Origin of the sequence: Streptomyces sp. NRRL F-2664 (assembly GCF_000719345.1) — a bacterium.
In the GTDB taxonomy this organism is placed as follows: Bacteria; Actinomycetota; Actinomycetes; order Streptomycetales; family Streptomycetaceae; genus Streptomyces.
The window spans coordinates 261,538-281,118 of sequence record NZ_JOFX01000003.1 but is presented as its reverse complement, the minus strand read 5'-3'; the positions used below and the strand labels follow the sequence as shown (position 1 = coordinate 281,118).

At 72.3% G+C, this 19,581-nt stretch carries 15 protein-coding genes and 2 pseudogenes; 7 read left to right on the top strand and 10 right to left on the bottom strand.

Going from position 1 to position 19,581, the window contains the following annotated elements:
* The first annotated feature begins 72 nt into the window (after nt 1-72).
* Nucleotides 73-291: a hypothetical protein gene (locus IF89_RS0105805; protein WP_030762151.1), complete on the top strand. Its 219-nt coding sequence runs from the start codon at nt 73-75 to the stop codon at nt 289-291.
* A gap of 701 nt (nt 292-992) precedes the next feature.
* On the opposite strand, the gene IF89_RS0105800 is transcribed toward IF89_RS0105805, so the two are convergent.
* Entirely contained in the window at nt 993-1,592 is a 600-nt protein-coding gene (locus IF89_RS0105800) for a TetR/AcrR family transcriptional regulator (protein WP_030762148.1), read from the bottom strand.
* A 170-nt stretch (nt 1,593-1,762) separates the two neighbouring features.
* Here IF89_RS0105800 and IF89_RS0105795 point away from each other — a divergent pair, with 170 nt between their 5' ends.
* Nucleotides 1,763-3,223, top strand: coding sequence for an FAD-dependent monooxygenase (locus tag IF89_RS0105795; RefSeq protein WP_043193043.1), 1,461 nt, complete (start codon nt 1,763-1,765; stop codon nt 3,221-3,223).
* A gap of 64 nt (nt 3,224-3,287) precedes the next feature.
* Here IF89_RS0105795 and IF89_RS45840 read toward each other — a convergent pair whose 3' ends face one another.
* The 5 genes and pseudogenes from IF89_RS45840 to IF89_RS0105775 all read right to left on the bottom strand — a co-directional run bounded on the left by IF89_RS45840 (nt 3,288) and on the right by IF89_RS0105775 (nt 6,460).
* Nucleotides 3,288-3,467, bottom strand: a complete 180-nt coding sequence (locus IF89_RS45840; protein ID WP_158717811.1) for a hypothetical protein — start codon at nt 3,465-3,467, stop codon at nt 3,288-3,290.
* A gap of 206 nt (nt 3,468-3,673) precedes the next feature.
* A pseudogene (locus tag IF89_RS37735) lies at nt 3,674-4,220 on the bottom strand (HAD domain-containing protein).
* 124 nt (nt 4,221-4,344) lie between these two features.
* A pseudogene (locus IF89_RS47480) lies at nt 4,345-4,885 on the bottom strand (SMI1/KNR4 family protein); the annotation flags it as partial.
* Between the two features lie 636 nt (nt 4,886-5,521).
* On the bottom strand, nt 5,522-5,872 hold the full coding sequence (locus IF89_RS0105780; RefSeq protein WP_051806825.1) for an ATP-binding protein: 351 nt from the start codon (nt 5,870-5,872) through the stop codon (nt 5,522-5,524).
* 174 nt (nt 5,873-6,046) lie between these two features.
* Complete coding sequence (locus IF89_RS0105775) at nt 6,047-6,460, bottom strand: hypothetical protein (RefSeq protein WP_030762137.1); 414 nt, start codon at nt 6,458-6,460, stop codon at nt 6,047-6,049.
* 452 nt (nt 6,461-6,912) lie between these two features.
* Here IF89_RS0105775 and IF89_RS0105770 point away from each other — a divergent pair, with 452 nt between their 5' ends.
* Nucleotides 6,913-7,539, top strand: coding sequence for a hypothetical protein (locus IF89_RS0105770; protein WP_234327663.1), 627 nt, complete (start codon nt 6,913-6,915; stop codon nt 7,537-7,539).
* A gap of 268 nt (nt 7,540-7,807) precedes the next feature.
* Here IF89_RS0105770 and IF89_RS0105765 read toward each other — a convergent pair whose 3' ends face one another.
* The 3 genes from IF89_RS0105765 to IF89_RS0105755 form a co-directional block, all read right to left on the bottom strand.
* The gene (locus IF89_RS0105765) at nt 7,808-8,668 is read right to left on the bottom strand and encodes a hypothetical protein (protein ID WP_158717810.1); all 861 of its coding nucleotides are present in this window, start codon (nt 8,666-8,668) and stop codon (nt 7,808-7,810) included.
* 133 nt (nt 8,669-8,801) lie between these two features.
* On the bottom strand, nt 8,802-9,452 hold the full coding sequence (locus IF89_RS0105760; protein ID WP_030762128.1) for a class I SAM-dependent methyltransferase: 651 nt from the start codon (nt 9,450-9,452) through the stop codon (nt 8,802-8,804).
* Nucleotides 9,453-9,485: 33 nt separating this feature from the next.
* Nucleotides 9,486-11,003 (bottom strand): IucA/IucC family protein, encoded by a 1,518-nt coding sequence (locus IF89_RS0105755; protein WP_030762125.1) that lies wholly within the window; start codon nt 11,001-11,003, stop codon nt 9,486-9,488.
* A gap of 107 nt (nt 11,004-11,110) precedes the next feature.
* On the opposite strand from IF89_RS0105755, the gene IF89_RS0105750 reads away from it, so the two are divergent.
* Both IF89_RS0105750 and IF89_RS40645 read left to right on the top strand, forming a co-directional pair.
* On the top strand, nt 11,111-12,775 hold the full coding sequence (locus tag IF89_RS0105750) for an IucA/IucC family protein (protein WP_030762122.1): 1,665 nt from the start codon (nt 11,111-11,113) through the stop codon (nt 12,773-12,775).
* Between the two features lie 142 nt (nt 12,776-12,917).
* A complete protein-coding gene (locus tag IF89_RS40645) occupies nt 12,918-13,784 on the top strand; it encodes a GntR family transcriptional regulator (RefSeq protein ID WP_051806824.1) in 867 nt (288 codons plus the stop codon).
* A 163-nt stretch (nt 13,785-13,947) separates the two neighbouring features.
* On the opposite strand, the gene IF89_RS0105740 is transcribed toward IF89_RS40645, so the two are convergent.
* Nucleotides 13,948-16,020: a SpoIIE family protein phosphatase gene (locus tag IF89_RS0105740; protein ID WP_030762117.1), complete on the bottom strand. Its 2,073-nt coding sequence runs from the start codon at nt 16,018-16,020 to the stop codon at nt 13,948-13,950.
* Between the two features lie 641 nt (nt 16,021-16,661).
* Here IF89_RS0105740 and IF89_RS0105735 point away from each other — a divergent pair.
* Nucleotides 16,662-17,723 carry a quaternary amine ABC transporter ATP-binding protein gene (locus tag IF89_RS0105735; protein WP_043193041.1) on the top strand — a complete coding sequence of 354 codons (1,062 nt, stop codon included), beginning with the start codon at nt 16,662-16,664 and terminating at the stop codon, nt 17,721-17,723.
* The gene (locus IF89_RS0105730; protein WP_030762112.1) at nt 17,723-19,516 is read left to right on the top strand and encodes an ABC transporter permease/substrate binding protein; all 1,794 of its coding nucleotides are present in this window, start codon (nt 17,723-17,725) and stop codon (nt 19,514-19,516) included. The genes IF89_RS0105735 and IF89_RS0105730 overlap by 1 nt, the downstream gene beginning before the upstream one ends.
* Nucleotides 19,517-19,581 lie beyond the last annotated feature (65 nt).

Below are 19,581 nucleotides of genomic sequence, written 5' to 3'. Positions count from 1 at the left end.
TGCCCCGCCCAGGCAACGACTCAGGCGGCAGGGCTACTTCTGGCCGACGGCGCCGAGCCGGGGCGGTCACGGTTGCCGTCGCTGTCGCTCCGCAACGAACTGCTCCAGGACCGCCGCGACTTCGTCCGGGACAACCGCTCGGACATCGCCACCCTGGGCGACAACCACGGCCGCGCCGTCGACACAGAGTCCTGGGGCCGCCGCTGGCTCCCCGTCCTGCGTAGGCCCCGGACGCTTGCCGCCCGGGGGTCCTGCCTGACGGGCCCGTGGGGGCGTTGCCTCACCGGGTGACGGCCTGCACTGCCGCGCGTAAGGGGCGGCGCGGAAGGGGGTGTCGGTGGTGGCGGTGACCATGGAGGGATGAGCGCCGGTATCGCACCCAGGGGCTCGCGCGCGGGTGTCGAGGGGTTGTGCGAGAAGGTCCCGGGCGCCCTCGCGGCCGCACATACTCCTGGAACTGCTTCAAATCACCGCCTCGGGCACCGTTGAGCAGTCCGCCTGCGCCGCCCGGGCCACCGCCCGCTGTTCCGCTCGGGCCGCCGGCTGTTGTCCCGCCCGGGGCGTCACCCGGCCGCTCGGTTCCCGCGACCGCCCGCTCCTGGAATGCCGCCCTGGCGCCCTGTCCCGGCGGCATGGCCCCCTGCGGTTCGACTACCGCGTCACCCCGACGCGCTGCTCGCCGGAGCGGCCATCAACGCGGGAACGCGCGCCGTGATCGCCCGCGGGCCTGTTCTGCTGTGGCTGGCGGGCGGGACCGGAACGGCCGGCTGCATCGAGCAGTGCAAGGCGGCTGGAGCTGGACGTTCTCTGCACTGTGTTGAGCGAGAGCGAGGTGGGGGACCGCCAGGCGTGTCAGGGGCTCGGCGGCTTTCTCGGCGCTCGGCCGGCCTCATGGGCCCAAATTTCTCGAGCGCCTGGCGAGTCTGATTCCTGGCGGCCTTCCAGCGCCCTACCGGCCCCTGGCTCCGGCGCATACGAGTGCCCGGCAAGCCTCAGGGATGCGGTGCGGTCAGGTACCGCTGGATCGTCGGTGCCAGCCATGCCACGATCTCCGCCCGCGCCAGCCCCACCGCCGGCGGCATCCGCAGCACGTACCGCGTGAGCGCCAGCCCCAGGAGCTGCGACGCCATGAGTGCCGCCCGTGCCGGGACCTGCTCGGGGTCGGGGCACACCTGCCGGGCGACCGGCAGAAGCTGGTCCCGCAGGATGCCCTGCATGCGCTCAGCCCCGGCCTGGTTGGTCACGCCGACCCGCAGCAGGGCGGTGAGGACCTCGTTGTCCTCCCACATGTCGAGGAAGTGCTCGACGAGGATCCGTCCCGCGGCCTGCCGACGGTCCGCCCCGCTCACGTCCGGAAGCCGTAGGTCGATGGCGACGGCCGCCGCGAAGAGGCCTTCCTTGTTGCGGTAGTACCGCATCACCATCGACGGATCGATGTTCGCGTCCTTGGCGATGGCGCGGATGGTGGCTCGCTCGTAGCCGTCGGTCGCGAAGCGCTCGCGGGCCGCCGCGAGGATCGCGCCGCGCGTGGCGTCGGAGCGGCGGGGGGTGCCGTTGCCGGGAACCGGGGAGGTGTTGTCGCTGCCGTTCATGCCAACAAGCGTAGGCCAACGGACGTAGGTCAACAACTGTTGGCCAACAGGTGTTTGCCAACGACTGTTGACGCCGGGCTCAGCGCCTCGCTATCGTCGTCAACGAGCGTTGGCCAACATCTGTTGGCGATAGACGACGACAATGCAAGCGTTGGCAACAGGAGGCCACCATGAACGGCACCGCCACCCACCGCACCGTGATCGTTGTCGGCTCCGGCCCCACCGGCCTCCTCCTCGCCGGTGACCTCGCCACAGCCGGCGTCACCGTGACCCTCGTCGAGAAGCGGCCGCGCAAGATCAGTAACCTCTCCCGCGCCTTCGGGGTGCACGCCCGCACACTGGAGCAGCTCGACGCCCGCGGCCTCGCCGACGAGCTCCTCACCACCGGGGACACCATCACCGGCCTGCGGCTCTTCCGCCGCCTCTCCCTCGATCTGAGCACGCTGCCCTCGCGTTTCCCGTTCCTGCTCATCACCCCGCAGTACGAGGTCGAGCGGCTCCTGGAGCGGCGGGCCCGGGAGGCCGGGGTCGAGTTCGCGTACGAGAGCGAGGTCGTGGGGCTGCGGCAGGACGACGAGGGGGTCGACCTCGACGTGCGCGGCGCGGACGGGTCGGTCGTCACCCGCCGGGCGGCCTATGTCGTCGGCGCCGACGGCCACCGGAGCGCCGTGCGGGAGGCGATCGGCCTGGATTTCCCCGGCGTCTCCGTCATCAAGTCGCTGATCCTGGCCGATGTCCGGCTGGCCGAGAAGCCCGAGGGCGTCCTCACCGTCAACGGGCGCGGCGACGCCTTCGCGATGATCGCCTCCTTCGGCGACGGCTGGTACCGGGTCATGGGATGGAACCGCCGCAACGAGGTCTCCGACGACGCCCCGCTCGACCTCGACGAGGTCAAGGAGATCACCCGTCGTGCCCTGGGCGCCGACTACGGTATGCACGACGCCCGCTGGCTCTCCCGGTTCCACAGTGACGAGCGCCAGGCGCCGCACTACCGGGTCGGGCGGGTCTTCCTCGCCGGGGACGCCGCGCACATCCACTCCCCGGCCGGCGGGCAGGGCATGAACACCGGCCTCCAGGACGCCGCCAACCTGAGCTGGAAGCTCGCCGCGGTCGTCCGGGGCCGGGCGCCCGAAGGGCTCCTCGACAGCTACGAGGCCGAGCGCCACCCGGTCGGCAAGGCGGTGCTCCGCAGCAGTGGCGGACTGGTCCGGCTGGCCCGCGCGCGGAATCCGCTGCTGCGTGCAGCCCGCGCCCTTGTCTCCGCATTCGTCGACATGGCCCCGCCCGTCCAACGCAAGGCCCTGGGGCAGATCACCGGGATCGGCTACGCCTACCCCGCCCCCCGCGGCGCCCACCGCCTCACCGGCACCCGCGTCCCCGACGTCGCCCTGAAGGACGGCCGGCTCTACGATTCTCTGCGCGGCGGCCGGTTCGTGCTGATCACTCCCGGGACGTACGAAGGCCCCGGTGTCCGTGAGGGGTGGCTCACCGTGGAGCGCTGGGCGGGCGACCGCCGGACGACCGTCCTGGTACGGCCCGACGGATACGTGGCCTGGGCGGCGGAGGGTGCGGACGCGGCGGGGATCGAGGAGGCGGTGGCCCGGTATCTGGGCGAGAACGTGTCCCCGTGATTCGTTTTCGGTGGATCGGATACGCCCGTCCGGCTGGTGATCACTGATGCGATGTGGGACCGGATCAAGCCGTTGGTGCCGGCCGATCCGGTCCGCGGCCGGCGAGGCGTTCGTGCGGCAGACCCATCAGCCCGGCATGGAGGCTGAGGTCGACTTCGGCGATGCGCCCTGGCGGCTCGCCGACGAACTGTTCAACTGCTGCCTGTTCACCTTCCGCCTGTCCTGCGCGGGCAAGGCCGTCCACCGTGTGAGCGCCTCCTGCGGGCAGGAGCCTTCTTCGAAGGGCCTGTGCAGGCGCTCCGGACGTTGGGCGGCGTCCCGGCAAGCAGGTCCACTACGACAATCTCCGTTCGGCGGTCGCCCAGGTGCTGGGCTGAGCCGGGCGAGGATGGCCGGCTGATCACTCCTCGTTCCCGCCCGATGGCCCGCGGCCCTCCGGGCGCCGGGCCGTCACCGTGCAGGTTGCCCGATCTCTTCCGACCCGGACGGCTGTCGCAGCCACAGGTCGAGAGCCGCATAGTCGCTGTCAGTCATACCGAGGCGGGCATCGACTCGGTGGAGCAGTGCGTGTCCCGAATGGTGGGCGGCGACCCAGGCCCGGTCCGTGTCGGTGATCTCGTCATCGACCCAGACGAACGGCCGCCCCGCCGCCCATTCGACCAGGGCACGGGTTTTCCAGTGCAAGCCGTCGCGTTCGTCTTGCTCATCGGTATCGACCGGCTCTGGCCAGACCACCACGGCCAGCTGACGCAGACCGATCAACGGAGCAATGCACTCGTTCGCGTCATCCATCCATGTCGTGGCCCAGACCACCTCGCACGGAAGGGCGGCCAGCTTGGGCCCGTGCTCAGGATTGATCCTGGTCAGGAGCGGATTCGCGTCGGCTCGCAGCGAGACCTGTCGCATAAGTCGGATACGGCTCCGATTGTGCGCCGAATGGTATGAGCGGTCCGTCGACATCAAGGAACAGTAGGGGACGACGCAGAGAGCTGGTCACGACAGCACGATAGGCGACAGGCGCGAGGGGGCACTGCCCCGATTACGACTCCGTACAGCCCTCGCCTGCATTGAGTGCTGCCATCTCTCGGGTTCTGGCTCAGGTTCTGTGGAGTGGTCACCACGAGCTGGGGTGAGGTGAGCTCCAGAGCCCGGTTGTCTTGTCCGGCAGCCATGGGGTTGAGCCATCGTTCATACCAGGCGAGAAAGTCCGGGGCTGGGGAGACGTCCGGGCCCCAGAAGCCGTCCGCGATGCCGATGAGCATGCGCCCGGTGAGAGGGCCGGTCATGCCCATGAGGACGAGATCGCTGCAGCCGCGTTCGATGCAGGAACAGGTCACCACGGCGGGTGGGGCGATGGGCTCGGCTGAATCCTCTTGAGCCCGTACTGGCGTCTCTGGAGTTCATCGTGAAGAGCGTGCAGTCCTGCAACGGGATCAGTCCGTAGTACGGAGACGCACCACTGCCGCCCATGTGAGTGAGCCAGTCTCGATATGGCTGCGGGAGTTCCATGTCGTGCTCGGCCTGAAAGGCGTCTGCCCGACCTTTGGTGAGGCGGGGGCCGAGGCGAAATGCGTGCCGCTCCTCGCCGAAGGAGTGGCTTCGGTTGCGCGTGTAGGGAATGGGTGCCAGCTTGCGTCGCAACCGCGGGATGCGGGAGTCCATGCGGGCTCTTCTCTCGTGTCCCCGCCCCCACCCTTGGAGAGCACGCCTGCAACCCTGAGCGCCACCACGCCGCACACCGTGCGTGTGCCGGCCACGCAGAACGAGACGCGTGTCCGCGGTTCCGGCCCACGTGTACGTCATGACACACGCCGTCTGCCAGTCGGGGAAGGTGGGCGTGGCCGCCCTCGATTCCACCCGCATCCAGCAGCACCGGCGCGGGGGATGGGCCCCGTACCGGGCCCCTGCTGCTCCCGTCTCTGGAGGGACGCGCGGCAGGTGGAGGGGGCGGTGCTGCGGCGCCTGCAGTTCGAGGGGAAGGCCGTACACCTGCGTGCCGCCCGCATGGCGCAGGGCGGGCACACCGAGTCGGTGAGCCTGGACCGGGTGCTGCCGTCCGAGCTGTGGGTGCGGGCCGCTTTGAGGCGCATCGGTGATCCGGACTCGGCGGCCGTGACCTGCTGGGCCTACCAGTACACCGGGGACGACGCAGGCCCCCGCCTGGAGTGGCCCCCCGCCCCTCTCACCTGTTGCCGCGTGCGTGGTGGCAGCAGGTGGTCAGGTCCGGACTCAGCAGCCCCATTGCGAGGCTGTTGAGCGAGCCGGGTTCCGCGGGGTCTGCTGCACGGCATCGTCGGGTCAGGGGTGCGGGGCGTGGAGGGGCAGGGCGGCGGTGACGGTTTTCCCGCCGCGGCGGAAGCGGATGAACACCGTCGGCGCGAGGGCCTTGACCAGGCGCCATCCGAAGCGGCCGGGCGTGCTCGGCGCGTGCGGCCGCGCATGGGGCAGGCGCAGGGAGTGGTCGGACACCTCGATGGTGATCCGGCCGGCCCGGTGGTGGACGTCGAAACCGGTGACGCCGCCCGCGTGGCGGATGGCATTGGCGACGAGTTCGCTGACCACCGTCAGCACGTCCGTGACCACTGCCGACGGCGCATCGCAGTCGGCCAGCACGCGCTGGGCCCGCTCCCTGGCCTGCCGACAGCTCATTCCGGCCGGGAGACCCGGACCACTCGACGAGGACCTCATGCGGAGCCCCTGCCCCCGCCACCGCAAGAGATGCCGGGCGCGAGCGGGATTCAGCCGGTGAGGCCAATGGCAGCTGGTGCGGGAGCGGTCCCTGAAGGGCCGTCGGCGGCCGTGCGGCCCCCGCCAGGCGTTGTCCTACGCTGCGATACGGGTCAGTGCGGCGGCCATCTCTCGAACGGCGTTCTCGGCGTCGGCGAACTGCCCCGGGGCCGGGTAGGTGGTGTGGAAGGCCGGTCCGTCGTCCGCCGGCAGAGCCCGCCAGTGGAGGACCGGCGAGAGCGCCTCGATGCATGCGGCGAGGAACCAGGCGAGGCGGCCATGGGTGCCGGCCAGCGCCATCGCCAGCGCAGCCAGGGCCTCGCGCAGATGCGCCAGCCGTTGGATGTCCGGCAGGGCCTGCTGATGGTGCGCGTCGCCGATGGCCGTGCTGAGGCCGGCCGCCGTTGCCAGCGCCAGGTCCCGGTTGCCCGGCGTGAGGTCCCACGCCTGCTCCCTACCCGGCTGCTCCGCCTCTTCGATCAGTGCCGCGACTGCCGACTCCACCTTCATGGCTGCACGATAACCCGTGTCGATCTGTGTCTTCGCCCGCCGGGAGACCGTGCTCGCCGAGCAGAAGATGGTTCTCTCGCGATCGGGGCCGAGGCTGCGGTTCCTGCGCGTACGGTCGACCGATCCGGTGTCGTCAGGGCAGACGCGGGCCAGAGGGCAAGAGAGGGGCGACGACCGCACCGCTGATACGGCCGCGCGAGCCGCAGAGGGTGCATCGCGGTGGGGACCGCCGTTGGCGGCCGAGGTCGCGCCGGCCGGGAGGCCGTACGCACGCAGTACCTGCGCCGCACTCCCGAGTTCACCAGCCACCAGGTCGACACCATCAGCCCTCACTCCTGGCTGGGGACCTCTCCGGCCGAACCCCGGCTGATCCGAGCACCGGTCCGTCCGGGAGGGCGGGAACCCGGGGGCGCTGACCAGGGTCATTTCGGCGCGCGATAGAACACTGACCTGTGGGTATCCAGGAGCGCGAACGCAAGATGTATCGGCCGCTGCGGCGGGCCGGCCTCGAGGTGATCCCGAACGCCGCGCCGGACGGCACGATGCCGTTCGTGTACGGATACGGTCCCGAGGACATCGTCGGTGGCTTCTCTCACCGGTACGAGACCCCACGGCTTGTCGAGCGTCTCAACGAGGACTGGTACGACCTGGCCGTTTCCCTGGGTCTTTTCGACCAGCGGCGCGAGTTCCTCGTCCTGCTTCCGGAGGGCACCCGTACACACGGTGCCTTCTTGCGGGACTTGCACAGGGGCAGCCGCGCCGCACCGGCGGTATGGACCAAAGTGCGGCTCCTGGAGCGCTGGGACATCATGGGCCGGGGTGCGGCCTCGGCGTTCCTCGGCATCCACGCGGGCCACCCGGGTTTTGGCATGATGGCGCTCGACAGCAGCGTGTACCTCTGTTGCTCGACGGGTGAGAGGGGCATCGACGTAGTCGCGGTGGGTCACCCGGACCGTTCGGAGAACGTCCTGCGGCAGTTGGAATGGTTCGCGTCCCGGAGGGACAGCTCCGACCGCGAGTTGCAGGAGCGGATCGCCGTCTGGCTCGCGGGCCGCGCACGGTTGCCGCTGTCCAGCTGATCACGTGACTACTCCATGGCCCAGTCGTCCAAGTGGTCACGGGGCGGGGTGACCTGACAGATGCAGAACGGGAGCGGCTTCGGCCCCACCGGATCAGCGACTCGGTGCCGTCGTCGGTGACCCACACCTACGACAGCGCCGACCGGCTCACCGGCGCCGGCACCGCGTACGACGCCTTCGGGCGGACCACCGCGCTGCCCGGAAGCACGCTGGAGTCGCACGTGCGCATGCCGCCCCCGTCCGCATGGGCGTCCCCGAGCCGGCGGGCTCAGCCGGAACAGCCCCGTTCACACGCCGGGAGCGGTCTCCGCGCCGCCGGCCTCGGGGGGCGGAGGGTGCGTGCCCTGCGGAGCTCGTCGGCGACTTCGTGCGCCCGGGTGGGGTCGTAGACCGTCGCCGTGGACGTCGAGGCAGCCCGGGGCGTGTACGAGTGCCTGCGGACGGCGTGGCGATCGGCGATGTCGTCGACCGCGGCGGCGGGCACCTGCCACAGGGCGGCGAGGTCCGACTGCGTCCACCACTCGGACGGCGGTGGAGAGGTCCGGTCGATCTCCTTGCGGTACTCCACTCCCACCCGCGAGGGACCCAACCGGCCCGTCAACCAGTCGAGCAGCAGCTCCCTGTCGACCAGGGACAGCGGGGCGCGGAGGGCGGGCTCGCAGTCGAGCGTCCCTCCGCGGCGTTGCAGCACCACTTTGATCGACGTGCGCCGCCCGAGTCGGAACCGCTCGACGACGGCGACGCGCTCCAGATCGGCCACCGCAATGGCCGACGACCGCAGGAAGTGCGCGATCACGAGGCGCGTCGTGTCCTCGTGGGGCCGGAACTCGATCCATCGGATCTGCGTGGCCGCCACCACCCACAGCGAGCCCACGGCGAGCCCGACCACGGCGAGGACGGCCAACCCGAGGACGACCCGGACGAGGGCCCACGCCACTGCGGACTCCGTGAGCACGGCGACGAACAGGAACGCCAGCAGGAGGGGGGCCGCGATGCACAGGGGGACCAGGACGCTGGAGCCGAGCGCGACACCCGACTCGCGCAAGCGGCTCGGCAGGAACACCAGCCGCTCACCCGCTGCTGTCCTCGACACAACTCCCGCCAGCGGGTCCGGGTCACGAGTGGCCATGGGACGAATACAGGCACCGGCCGCGGAACCGGTAAGGGCGCGGACAGCCCGGTGCCTCGGCGACCGATCCGGCTGTGCCACGACGCGGCGGGGTCGTTCGGCCGACGGTCCTCACTCCGGCCCGGCCGTGGCGTCAGGCCTTGCGGGCCAGCAGGAAGCCCTGCGGGCCGTGCTCGTGGGGGGCCGGTCCGCGGAGCAGGCGGGCCACCTCGGTCAGGCCGGCTCCGGCCAGCAGGGCGGCGATCCGGTCGGGCGGCATCCGGTACACGTCGAGGTCGACGGGAAGCCCGTACGCCTGCTCCAGCCGTACCCGCTCGTCACCCGCCTCGAAGGCGACCAGTGCGTGACCGCCCGGGGCCAGCACGCGGGCGAACTCCCGGTAGAGAGCGGGTTGTTGCGCAGGCGGCGTGTGCAGGGTGGAGTACCAGGCGAGGACCCCGCCCAGTACCGCGTCGGCCACGTCCAGCGCGGCCATCGAGCCGACCTCGAACCGCAGCCCCGGATACGTCCGGCGGGCCACCGCCACCATCGCGGGCGACAGGTCCACGCCGAAGGCCCGTACGCCCAGCCCGCCCAGGTGCGCCGTCACCCGTCCCGGCCCGCAGCCCAGGTCGGCGACGGCTCCGCCGCCGCCCTCCGCACCGCGCACGCATTCCGCGAAGGCGGCCAGCATGGCCCGGTCCAGCGGCTTCCCGGCCAGTTCCGTGCCGAGCTGCCGCGCGGAGGCGACGGCGACGGCGTCGTAGGACGCCCGTACGGAGTTGAGGTACGAGGAGGCTGTCATGCCCCTGAACAGTAGCCCGCCCGGCGGCCCGGATCATCCTCCGCTCAGCGGATTGGGTAGTTCCGTCCACTGGTCGCCCGGGACCGCCGGGCTCAGCCGCATGAGGGTGAGGGCCTTGGTCGGCAGCGGCCGGGTCAGCAGTGACGCGGTGTCGGCGGTGGCCGGCAGCGCGGTGGCCTCCGCGAACGCCTCGGCGAAGGCTCCGGCCGAGCCCGCCGTGGCACCGAGGGCCCCCGTCAGCAGGGACCCGAAGAGCTTGCGGCGCAGCACGGTCACGTCGTCGGTGACCAGCCTGCCCGACAGCGGGGGCACCGGCAGCCCGTGCGCCCGCAGCCGGTCCGGGCTGATCCGGATGTCCGCCAGGTCGCGGTAGACCAGCCGCAGGGGCTCGCCGTCGGGGGAGAGGACGACGAGGAGGTTCTGCCCGTGGGCCTCCAGGGCCACGCCGAGCTCCAGCACGCGCAGGCACACGGACAGGGCGAGGCGGGCGAAGCGGGCCCGCCAGGCCGCCGACCGGGCCGGTGGGTAGCAGGCCAGGGCCGCCACCGGCAGCACCTGCTCACCGGCGGCCGCGTCGGCGTACGCCTCCGGCGGCTCGCGCAGCACGGCCGCGAGGTCGGGACTGTGCGCGGTCGCCGCACCCAGCGTACGGGTGATGTGCAGACGCCCGTCGAGCCGCTTGGCCAGGCCCTCGGCGAAAGCGGACAGGGCCGCCGCCGTCTCGACGGAGTAGACCGAGATGTCCCGGACCGAGGAGGTCAGCCGGGCGTTCAGCGCCGTCTTCACGTGCGGCCCGCCGTCGACCGGCGCCAGCGTCCGCAGGGCCATCAGCGGATGCGCCGAGAACCCGGCCGCCACCCGCTCGTGCTTCAGTACGTGCGCGGCCTGCCACGGGTGCACGGGAAGCAGGACGCGTCCGCCGGCGTCCCGCAGCCGCTCCGGCCAGTCCCCGGTGACCAGGCATTCCCCGGCCCGTACGGAGACCAGGCCGAGGTCCACCACCGGTCGGTGCTCGGGCGCGTAGGCCAGCTGCTCCGCGACCGAGAAACCGGGCCGCGAGCGGCAGTTGGGATGGTACGGATGGCCGTCCACCACCCGCTGCTCCCACTCCCGGACGGTCCGCGCCGCGCGCTCCCCGCCGGCGGGCGGCTGCCCGGCGCGGGACAGCGCGAGCGACGCCGTACTGGAGTCCAGTTCGGCTGCGAAGTCCTCCCCGTGGGGGACGCGCAGCGCTCGGACGAGCTCTCCTGCCCCGCGGTGGGCCCTGCCGTCCAGCAGCAGCCGGTCCACGTACGGTGCGGTCGCGTACGGGTCCGGTGGCGGGCCCTCCAACCGGCGTCCCCCCGTCAGCAGCAGCACCAGGCCGTCCGGCCCCGTCTCCCGGCCCACCACCCACGGCAGGGGCTCGAAGGCCAGGGCCCGCCACAGCCGGGTGAGCACGGCCGCGCGGGCACCGCGCAGCGCGGCGTCGTACGCGGGTGCGAGGGCGGGCCGTACGGTGGCCAGTTCGGCGGCGACGGCTTCTTCGGCCACGGAGGAGGGAATGGGCATGCTGGGCTCCGCCTTCGGAATGTCGCTTCACGGGATGATCAAGTAATCATTGCGGATACCGACGATCATGGCTGGTCGTTCCGCTTGGCGGAGCACCGGCCCACCGGATGGACCGAATGGAACCAGTGGACCTCAACGCCGCCGCCGACGCCTACGCCGCCGCACCGCTCCTGAACTGCCTGCTCCGGGAGGCGGCCGAACCGGCGGGTACGACCGACCCCGAGGGTGCGGAGGACCGCGCGTGCGCTCCCGACCCCGAGGACGCGGCCGCCCCCACCGGCGCGGCCGCCCCCACGACCCGGACCGGAGCGGGGCCCGCAGGCGCGGCCGTGTCCGTGCACCGGCTGCGGGGGAGCGGGCGGCTGCTCCGCGTGCACGGAGGCCGCCGCCCCATCCGTCCCGAACTGCGGACGGCCGGCGGCTGGCACCCGCTCAGCCACACCGAGCTGGTCAAACTCGTGTCCGACGAACTCCGCCGGTTCACCGGCGTCAGCAACGACGAACTCCCCGTCGAGATGACCGACAGCCGCGACGCGCTCCTCGCGCTGCTGACCGCCCGCGCCGCCGCCGAACCCCCGGCCGACCCCTACGTGCTCTCCGAGCAGTCCCTGGTGACGGGCCACCCGCACCACCCCGCTCCCAAGGCCCGGGGCGGGGCGCCGGCCGGGAGCTGGCTGCCGTACGCGCCCGAGGCGCACGCCCGTTTCCCGCTGGTCTTCCTGGGGCTGCGCGAGGACCAGTGCGTCGAGGAGGGCGGACCGGCCGTCTCCGAGAGCATCGACTCCCTCGCGGGGCTGCTCGACGGGCCGCGCCCGCCGGCCGGCTATCGGCTGCTGCCGGCCCACCCCTGGCAGCTCGACCTGGTGGGTGACCACCCCGAGGTGCGGGAGGCGTTCGCCGACGGGCGACTGCTGCGGCTCGGCGAGAGCCGCCGGCCGGTCTGGCCCACCGCGTCCATCCGGACCCTCCACGTGCCGGACGCGACGGCCGACCTCTTCGTGAAGTTCAGCCTCGACGTGCGGATCACCAACGACGTGCGCCGGCTGTGGCGGCACGACCTGCTGAAGCTGCGCCGCACCGACGCGGCCGTCGCGGCGGGCTTCGCCGCGCTGCGCCGGACCGGCTCGGACGCGGCCTGGCTCTCCGACCGCGGCTACCGCACCGCCGCCTTCGCCTTCGAGGAACTCGCCGTCCTGGTCCGCGACGGCCTGCGCGCCCACACCGCGCCCGGGGCCACGCCGCTGCTGGCCGCCGCGCTCGCCGAGGGCGGCCCCGAGGGCCTGCCGGCCGCCGCTGCCGACCCGGTCGCCTGGTGGCGGGCGTACCTGCGGCGGGTCGTGCCGCCGGTACTCGAACTCTTCGCCCGGCACGGCGTCGTCCTGGAGGCCCACCTCCAGAACACCCTGGTGGCGGTCGACGCGGCGGGCCTGCCCGTGCAGGCCCTCTTCCGGGACGCCGAGGGCGTCAAGCTCCTGCCGGACCTGCCGCGGGCGGACGGCTGGCAGCGGCTGGTGTACTGCCTGGTCGTCAACCACCTCTCGGAGCTCGCGGGTGCGCTCGCCGATCGGTATCCGGACATCTCGTCGCTGCTCTGGCCCGCCGTACGGGAGGAGCTGCTGCGCTACGACTCCCTGCGCGGGCTGCCCGAGATCGCCGCGCTCCTCGCGGCCCCGACCCTGCCCGCGAAGACCAACCTGCTGCTGCGCTGGACCCGGGCCGACGGTGCGGACGCCCGCTACCGCCCGCTGCCGAATCCGCTGCGGGAGCGGTGAGGGCCGTCCCTCGTCCGGCCCCGGGGTCGGGAACCGGCCAAGGTGGGCGGCGTACCGCGCTCCGCTCTCACCCAAAGGTATAGACCAATGCTAGGTTGGTCGGGCACCGCGCAGCCCTTGACCACCCGTCAGAGGAGAAGCCATGCCCTCCCCTTCGCGGGGCGGCGGCCCGGCCGCCATGCCCAAGTACCAGCGGATCGCCGCGGCGCTGCGCGGCGAACTCGACCGCGCAGCGCGCATCCCCGGCGGAAAACTGCCCTCCGAACGGAGTCTGGCCGCCCGCTACCAGGTGAACCGGCAGACCATCAGGGCCGCACTCCAGCACCTGCGTGAGGACGGCCTGGTGGTGACGGGGCGCCGCGGCTCCCGCCCGGCCCTCCCGACGGACGTCGGCCCCACCGCGGTCGACCCCACCGCCGCCGGCCCCACCGCCGTCGATCCGGTCGCCCTGCGGCCCGCGCCCCGGCGGCCCGCCCTCACGCGCGACTGGGTCACCGTGGTCACCGTCCCGCCCTCCCTCGCCCTCCTCCTGGGGATGGCCGGCGGGGACCGCACCCTCGTGCACCACCACCGCGAGCGCGGCCCGGCAGGCGAGACCCTCCGGCACGCCGTCACCTACTTCAACCCCGGCGTCGTCGCACGCAGCCCGGAGCTGGCCGCCTGCCGGAGCCGGGCGGGTCAGGCCCGGGACCAGGACCTGGCCTCCCTCCAGGACTGGCTGGAGCAAGCAGCGGCGGGCGGCCGGGTCGCCGAGACCATCACCGTGACCCGCACCACGCACCCGCCCGCACCGGCCCCCCTCTCCGCCGCTGCCACCGCATACGCGTCCGGCGGCGCATCCGGACCCGCCTGCGGGCTGACCGTGCGGCGCACCGTCCACGCCCCCTCGGGCCTGCTCCTGGCCGTGACCGACCTGGCCTTCCCCACCTGGGACCACTTGACGTTCCACCGCGACCACCGTTACCCCGCCACCGCGGGCTTCCGCGTCGTCCGAGACCGGTTTCCCTGACCGGTGGGTGCCCCGCTGCGGTCGGCGGACTCGCCGCCCGACCGGTCCGGGCGGCGGCTCCGTGCTCCGGACTGCCTCCCGGGCGCCCGCGCAGGCCCGACGTCCGGCGCGCCGCCCTCGGCATCGACAGGTGCGGCGACGCGAACGGCCGGGGGGTGCTCTCCTACGTGCCGGTGAAGCCGATGCGGGCGAGGAGCAGGGCGATGTCGTCGTCGGCGGATGTGGGCACCAGGTGGGTGATGAGGGAGTCGCACAGGTGGCTCAGGGATCCTCGCGGATGACTGAGCAGGCGGGTCAGCTCGTTCAGACGGTCGTCGATGTCGCGGCTGCGGGTCTCGATGAGGCCGTCGGTGTAGAGGGCAAGGACACTGCCTCGGGGCAGGGTGATGTCGGTGGTGGTGAAGTCGATGCCGCCGACGCCGAGGGGGACCCCGGCCGGAGTGTCGACCACATAGGCGTTCCCGCCGGGTTCCGCCGCGACCGGGGGCGGATGTCCGGCGCGGGTGACGGTGCAGTGTCCGGTGGCGGGGTCGCACACCAGGTAGAGGAAGGTCGCGAGCATCGGCTCGGCGAGGTCGGCGAGGGTGGCTTCCAATTGGCGCAGCAGCGCGATGGGAGACATGTCGAGGCGGGCGAGAGCCCGGACGCTGGCGGACAGGCGCCCCATGACGGCTGCGGCCGCTATGCCGTGGCCCATGACGTCCCCCATCAGGAGGGCCGCCTTCCCTCCGGGCAGTTGCAGGACGTCGTACCAGTCGCCGCCGACTTCGTTGAGGTCGCTCGCGGGCAGGTACCGGTGAGCCGTCTCCATGTCCGGGGGCGGGGTGATGTGCTGCGGCAGCATGCTGCGCTGGAGGATGACCGCTGTGTCGTGTTCGTGGCGGTACAGGCGTGCATTGTCGATACTGACGGCGGCTCGGGCGCACAGTTCGCCGGCGAGGGTCAGGTCGTCGCGGCCGTAGGGCTCGGCGGTGCGTGTGCGGTAGAAGGTGGCGACACCGATGACCAGTTCTCGGGCGATGAGCGGGACCATCATCAGGGAGCGGACGCCCGCAGCGTGCAGCTGCGCGGGTTTGGGCGAGTAGCGGGCGCCGAGGCCGATCCGCTCTTCGAGGCGGGTGATCAGGTGGGACTGCCGGGCCACCAGGGGGTGGGTGTACGGGGCGGCCGGGGGGAAGGCGAGGGTTCTGCCGAGCGGGGCCAGCAGGTTGCTGACGGCGGAGCCCGTGAGCGGTGCTTTGCCCAGGCGCCGCAGGTCCACCCCGCCGGCGAGACCGGCGCCCGGTTCGTCGCCGCGTGCGAGGGCGTCCAGCACGTCGACGGTCACGGTGTCGGCGAGGTACGGCACGGCGAGATCGGCCAGCTCCTGGGCCGTGCGCTCGAGATCGAGACTGGCGCCGATGCGAGCGCTGGCCTGACTGAGGAGGGCGAGGCGGCGGCGGGCCGCTTCCACCTCGGTCCGGGCGCGATCCTGCTCGGTGATGTCGACCACGGAGGCGATCACACCGACCGACCGGCCTGCGGGGTCCTCCAGGCGCACGTAGGAACACGACCACACGTGGTCGTGGTAGGGATCGGCAGGGGTGCGGCCGGTGCGGATCCGGTCGCGGACGGCCTCGCCCCTTTCGAGCGCCCGGCGCATCGCGTCTTCCATCTCCGGGGCGTTCACCTCGGGGAGGACCTCGGCGAGGCGTCGACCGAGGTGGGCCGCCTCGCTCAGCCCGTTCATGGCCTCCAGTGCCGCATTGACCTGCAGGAATCGCAGCTGTGTGTCCATGATGGCGATGCCGACCGGTGAGCGTGCGAACAGTCCGTCCCATATGGCCGACGATCCCCGGATGCGCCGGGTGGCGTGTGCGTCGGCGGCGAAGACCTGCACCGCCGACGCACCCTCGCGTCGGTCCGGGACGGGACCGGCCCAGATTTCCAGTTCGATCGGATGCCCGTCGCGATGCCATGCGGTGACCGTTCCCACCACACCCCGACCGGTGGCCGCCGTCTCCCACAGGGACCGGCCAAGACCGGGGTCGGCTGCCGGGTGCAGCAGATCCGCGATGTGCCGCCCGACGACCTCCGGCGCGGTGTAGCCGAGAAGTTCCTGCGCGGCCAGGTTCCAGCGCACGATCGACCCGTCGGAACCGGTGGCCATCTGCGCCAGGGGCAGCGACCCCAGCCGCCCCCCGGCATTCTGGGCGGCGCTGCTGATCAACTCCTCAAAGGGCATCTCGTCATACATCCGGCCCTCCTCCGCTCGGGCGGAGTACCGCACTGTCAACGGTGGAGCGCGGCACTGTCAGGCATCCCACCAGGCCTGTACGGCTGGAGCGGCGGTCGGCGGGGCCGCCCCGAAAAGCTGCGCCGCACGTGCCCACTACCCATCGTCGCCCCCGCCACCGGAAACCACCGGGTGCAGCGAACCGGAACGCGTCTTCGGCAACACGGCCACCACGACGTCCGCCCGGGACGCGGCGGGGGCCGGCTGCCAGCCGCCGGACGGCTCTGCGCACACCCCGCCACCGCCGGGGAACGCGCCGTCACGGTCCCCGCCGCTGCGGCATCGGAGGCGGTGAGCACCACCCGCACGATCCTGACCCCTGCCACCGGGGGGTCGAACTGCGCGAACCAGATGTGCTCGGATCGAGGAGACAGGCCTCGGGGGTCGATGCCGGGACCGCCCGCGCGTGTCCCTCACGTGAGGTGGATCACGTGCGAGTTTGCCGAAGTGAATGCCGGGCATCGGCACATCTGGAGCGGAGCCACGCCCTCCGGTACGTCGTGCCGGGGGGCCGTCGCGCGTGCGGGCGGATCCCGTCCCGCTCCACGGCCGCGCCGGACCGATCCGCGCGTGCCGTACCCGGTACGACCCGCGAGGTGTATGTGTCCACGCTCCAGGCCGAGCACGTCTACAAAGTGTTCGGCGACCGGCCCGACGACGCCGTGCGCGCACTCGAAAGCGGTGGTGACCGTGCCGAACTGCGCGCCGCCGGAGCCACGGCCGCGGTCGTCGACGTCTCCTTCGACGTCGAACCCGGCCAGATATTCGTCGTGATGGGCCTGTCGGGATCCGGCAAGTCCACCCTGCTGCGCATGCTCAACGGCCTGCTCCGGCCCACCGCGGGACGCATCCTCTTCGACGGCCAGGACCTCACCGCGCTCAGCGCGCGCGAACTGCGCCACGTCCGGTCCACGAAGATCTCCATGGTCTTCCAGCACTTCGCTCTCTTCCCGCACCGGAACGTTCTGGAGAACGCCGGCTACGGACTGGAGGTCCAGGGTGTACCCCGCGCCGACCGCGAACGCCGCGCCGCGGAGGCCCTGGCCCTGTGCGGGCTGGAAGGCTGGGAGACGGCCTGGCCCGACGAGCTCTCCGGCGGCATGCAGCAACGGGTCGGCCTGGCCCGCGCCCTGGCGACCGACGCCGACCTGCTGCTGATGGACGAATCCTTCAGCGCGCTGGACCCGCTGATCCGGCGCGACATGCAGGACCAGCTCCTCGAACTGCAGCGCACCCTGAAGAAGACCATCGTCTTCATCACCCACGACCTCAACGAGGCCATGCGCCTCGGCGACGGCATCGCCGTCATGCGCGACGGCCGCATCGTCCAGCAGGGCACCGCCGAGGACATCCTCACCCGCCCCGCCGACGACTACGTCGCCTCCTTCGTCCAGGACGTGGACCGCTCCCGCGTGCTGACCGCCGACGCGGTGATGACGACGACCCGTCCCCACCGGCCGGGCGCGGACTCCTGCGGTTGCCCCACGGTCACCGCCGACACCCCGCTCGCCGACCTGTGCGCCGTCAGCGCCCGCGTCCCCCACCCGGTCGCCGTCACCGACACCGACGGCGCCGTCGTCGGCTCCATCCCCCAGGACCGCCTCGTCGCCTTCATCGGCGACGAGCAGCGCGCCCCCGTCCGCTGTGCGGAGGTGGCCGCCTGATGCCCCGCATGCCCCTCGGCGCCTGGGTCGACAGCGGAGTCGACTTCCTCCAGAGCCACCTGTCCTGGCTGTTCGACGCCATCAGCGCCCTCGTCACCGGCGTCTACGACGGCCTCGTCGCCGTCCTCACCGCCCCGGCCCCGCTGCTGTTCGCGGGCATCCTCGCCCTGGCCGCCTGGTGGCTGCGCGGGCTGCTCGCAGGTCTGCTCGCCCTCGCAGGTCTGGCGCTCGTCGACTCCGTCGGGCTCTGGCCCGACGCCATGGCGACCCTGTCGCTGGTTCTGGTCGCCACCCTGGCCACCCTGGTGTTCGCGATCCCCCTCGGCATCCTCGCGGCCCGCTCCGACCGGGTCAGCGCCGTCCTGCGGCCGTTCCTGGACTTCATGCAGACCATGCCGGCCATGGTCTACCTGATCCCCGGCATCATCTTCTTCGGGGTCGGCGTCGTGCCCGGCATCATCGCGACCATCGTCTTCTCACTGCCGCCGGGCGTACGGATGACCGAACTCGGCATCCGCCAGGTCGACGCCGAACTGGTCGAGGCCGCCGAGGCATTCGGCACCACCCCGCGCGACACCCTCGTCCGCGTCCAGCTGCCCCTGGCGCTGCCCACCCTGATGGCCGGCATCAACCAGGTCATCATGCTCGGCCTGTCCATGGTCGTCATCGCCGGCATGGTCGGCGGCGGCGGCCTCGGCGGCGCCGTCTACCGGGCCATCGGCAACGTCGACATCGGTCTCGGCTTCGAGGCGGGCCTGTCCATCGTCATCCTCGCCATGTACCTCGACCGGATGACCGGGGCCCTCGGCCGCCAGGTCTCCCCGCCGGGCCGCCGCAGCCTCGCCCGGGCCCGGTCCGCCGCCACCGGCGCCGCCCGGGTGTGGAACCACCGGCCCCGGCCCGCGTACGCCGTCACCGGAGCCGTCGTCCTGGCCCTGGTCGCGGGCGGCCTCAACACCTTCACCGGCTCCACGGGCGAGGACGGCCGGGAGGGCTCGGAGAACATCGGCAAGGGCCGCACCGTCTCCATCGGCTACATCCCGTGGGACGAGGGCATCGCCTCCACCTTCCTCTGGAAGGAGCTCCTGGAACGCCGCGGCTTCAAGGTCGACACCCGCCAGCTGGAGGCCGGCGCGCTCTACACCGGGCTCGCCGGCGGCGGCCTCGACTTCCAGACCGACGCCTGGCTGCCCGTCACCCACGCCCAGTACTGGGAGAAATACGGCGACAAGCTGGAGGACCTGGGCTCCTGGTACGGTCCGACCTCCATCGAGCTCGCCGTCCCCTCGTACGTGAACGACGTCCGCTCCGTCGCCGACCTGAAGGGCAAGGCCGGCCGGTTCAAGGGCCGCATCATCGGTATCGAGCCGAGCGCCGGCGCCATGGCCCTGCTCAAGGACAAGGTCATGAAGGAGTACGGCCTGGAGGGCGAGTACCAGGTCGTCGACGGCTCGACCCCGGGCATGCTCGCCGAACTGGGGCGGGCCTACGAGAAGAAGGAGCCGGTGGTCACCGTGCTGTGGTCGCCGCACTGGGCGTACTCCTCCTACGAGCTGACCAAGCTGGAGGATCCGAAGGGCGTCTGGGGCAAGGGCGACGGCATCCACACGCTCGCCCGCAAGGGCTTCGCCGCGGACGAGCCCGAGGTGGCCGCCTGGCTGCGCTCCTTCAAGCTCACCGAGGAGCAGCTCACCGGCCTGGAGGCGCGGATCCAGCAGACCGGCAAGGGCAAGGAGCAGCAGGCGGTCCGCGCCTGGTTGAAGGAGCACCCCGAGGTCGCCGAGCTGTCCTGACGCGCCGTTCGCCGCCGCAGAACGCCGCGGGCGCCGGTGCACGCGGATCCCGTACGGGGACCTGC

Bases quoted from the DNA above. Each gene is read 5' to 3' on its own strand.
- IF89_RS0105800 (WP_030762148.1), bottom strand. From the start codon at position 1,592: ATGAACGGCAGCGACAACACCTCCCCGGTTCCCGGCAACGGCACCCCC.
- IF89_RS0105795 (WP_043193043.1), top strand. From the start codon at position 1,763: ATGAACGGCACCGCCACCCACCGCACCGTGATCGTTGTCGGCTCCGGC.
- IF89_RS0105780 (WP_051806825.1), bottom strand. From the start codon at position 5,872: ATGAGCTGTCGGCAGGCCAGGGAGCGGGCCCAGCGCGTGCTGGCCGAC.
- IF89_RS0105775 (WP_030762137.1), bottom strand. From the start codon at position 6,460: ATGAAGGTGGAGTCGGCAGTCGCGGCACTGATCGAAGAGGCGGAGCAG.
- IF89_RS0105765 (WP_158717810.1), bottom strand. From the start codon at position 8,668: ATGGCCACTCGTGACCCGGACCCGCTGGCGGGAGTTGTGTCGAGGACA.
- IF89_RS0105760 (WP_030762128.1), bottom strand. From the start codon at position 9,452: ATGACAGCCTCCTCGTACCTCAACTCCGTACGGGCGTCCTACGACGCC.
- IF89_RS0105755 (WP_030762125.1), bottom strand. From the start codon at position 11,003: ATGCCCATTCCCTCCTCCGTGGCCGAAGAAGCCGTCGCCGCCGAACTG.
- IF89_RS0105750 (WP_030762122.1), top strand. From the start codon at position 11,111: ATGGACCGAATGGAACCAGTGGACCTCAACGCCGCCGCCGACGCCTAC.
- IF89_RS40645 (WP_051806824.1), top strand. From the start codon at position 12,918: ATGCCCTCCCCTTCGCGGGGCGGCGGCCCGGCCGCCATGCCCAAGTAC.
- IF89_RS0105740 (WP_030762117.1), bottom strand. From the start codon at position 16,020: ATGTATGACGAGATGCCCTTTGAGGAGTTGATCAGCAGCGCCGCCCAG.
- IF89_RS0105730 (WP_030762112.1), top strand. From the start codon at position 17,723: ATGCCCCGCATGCCCCTCGGCGCCTGGGTCGACAGCGGAGTCGACTTC.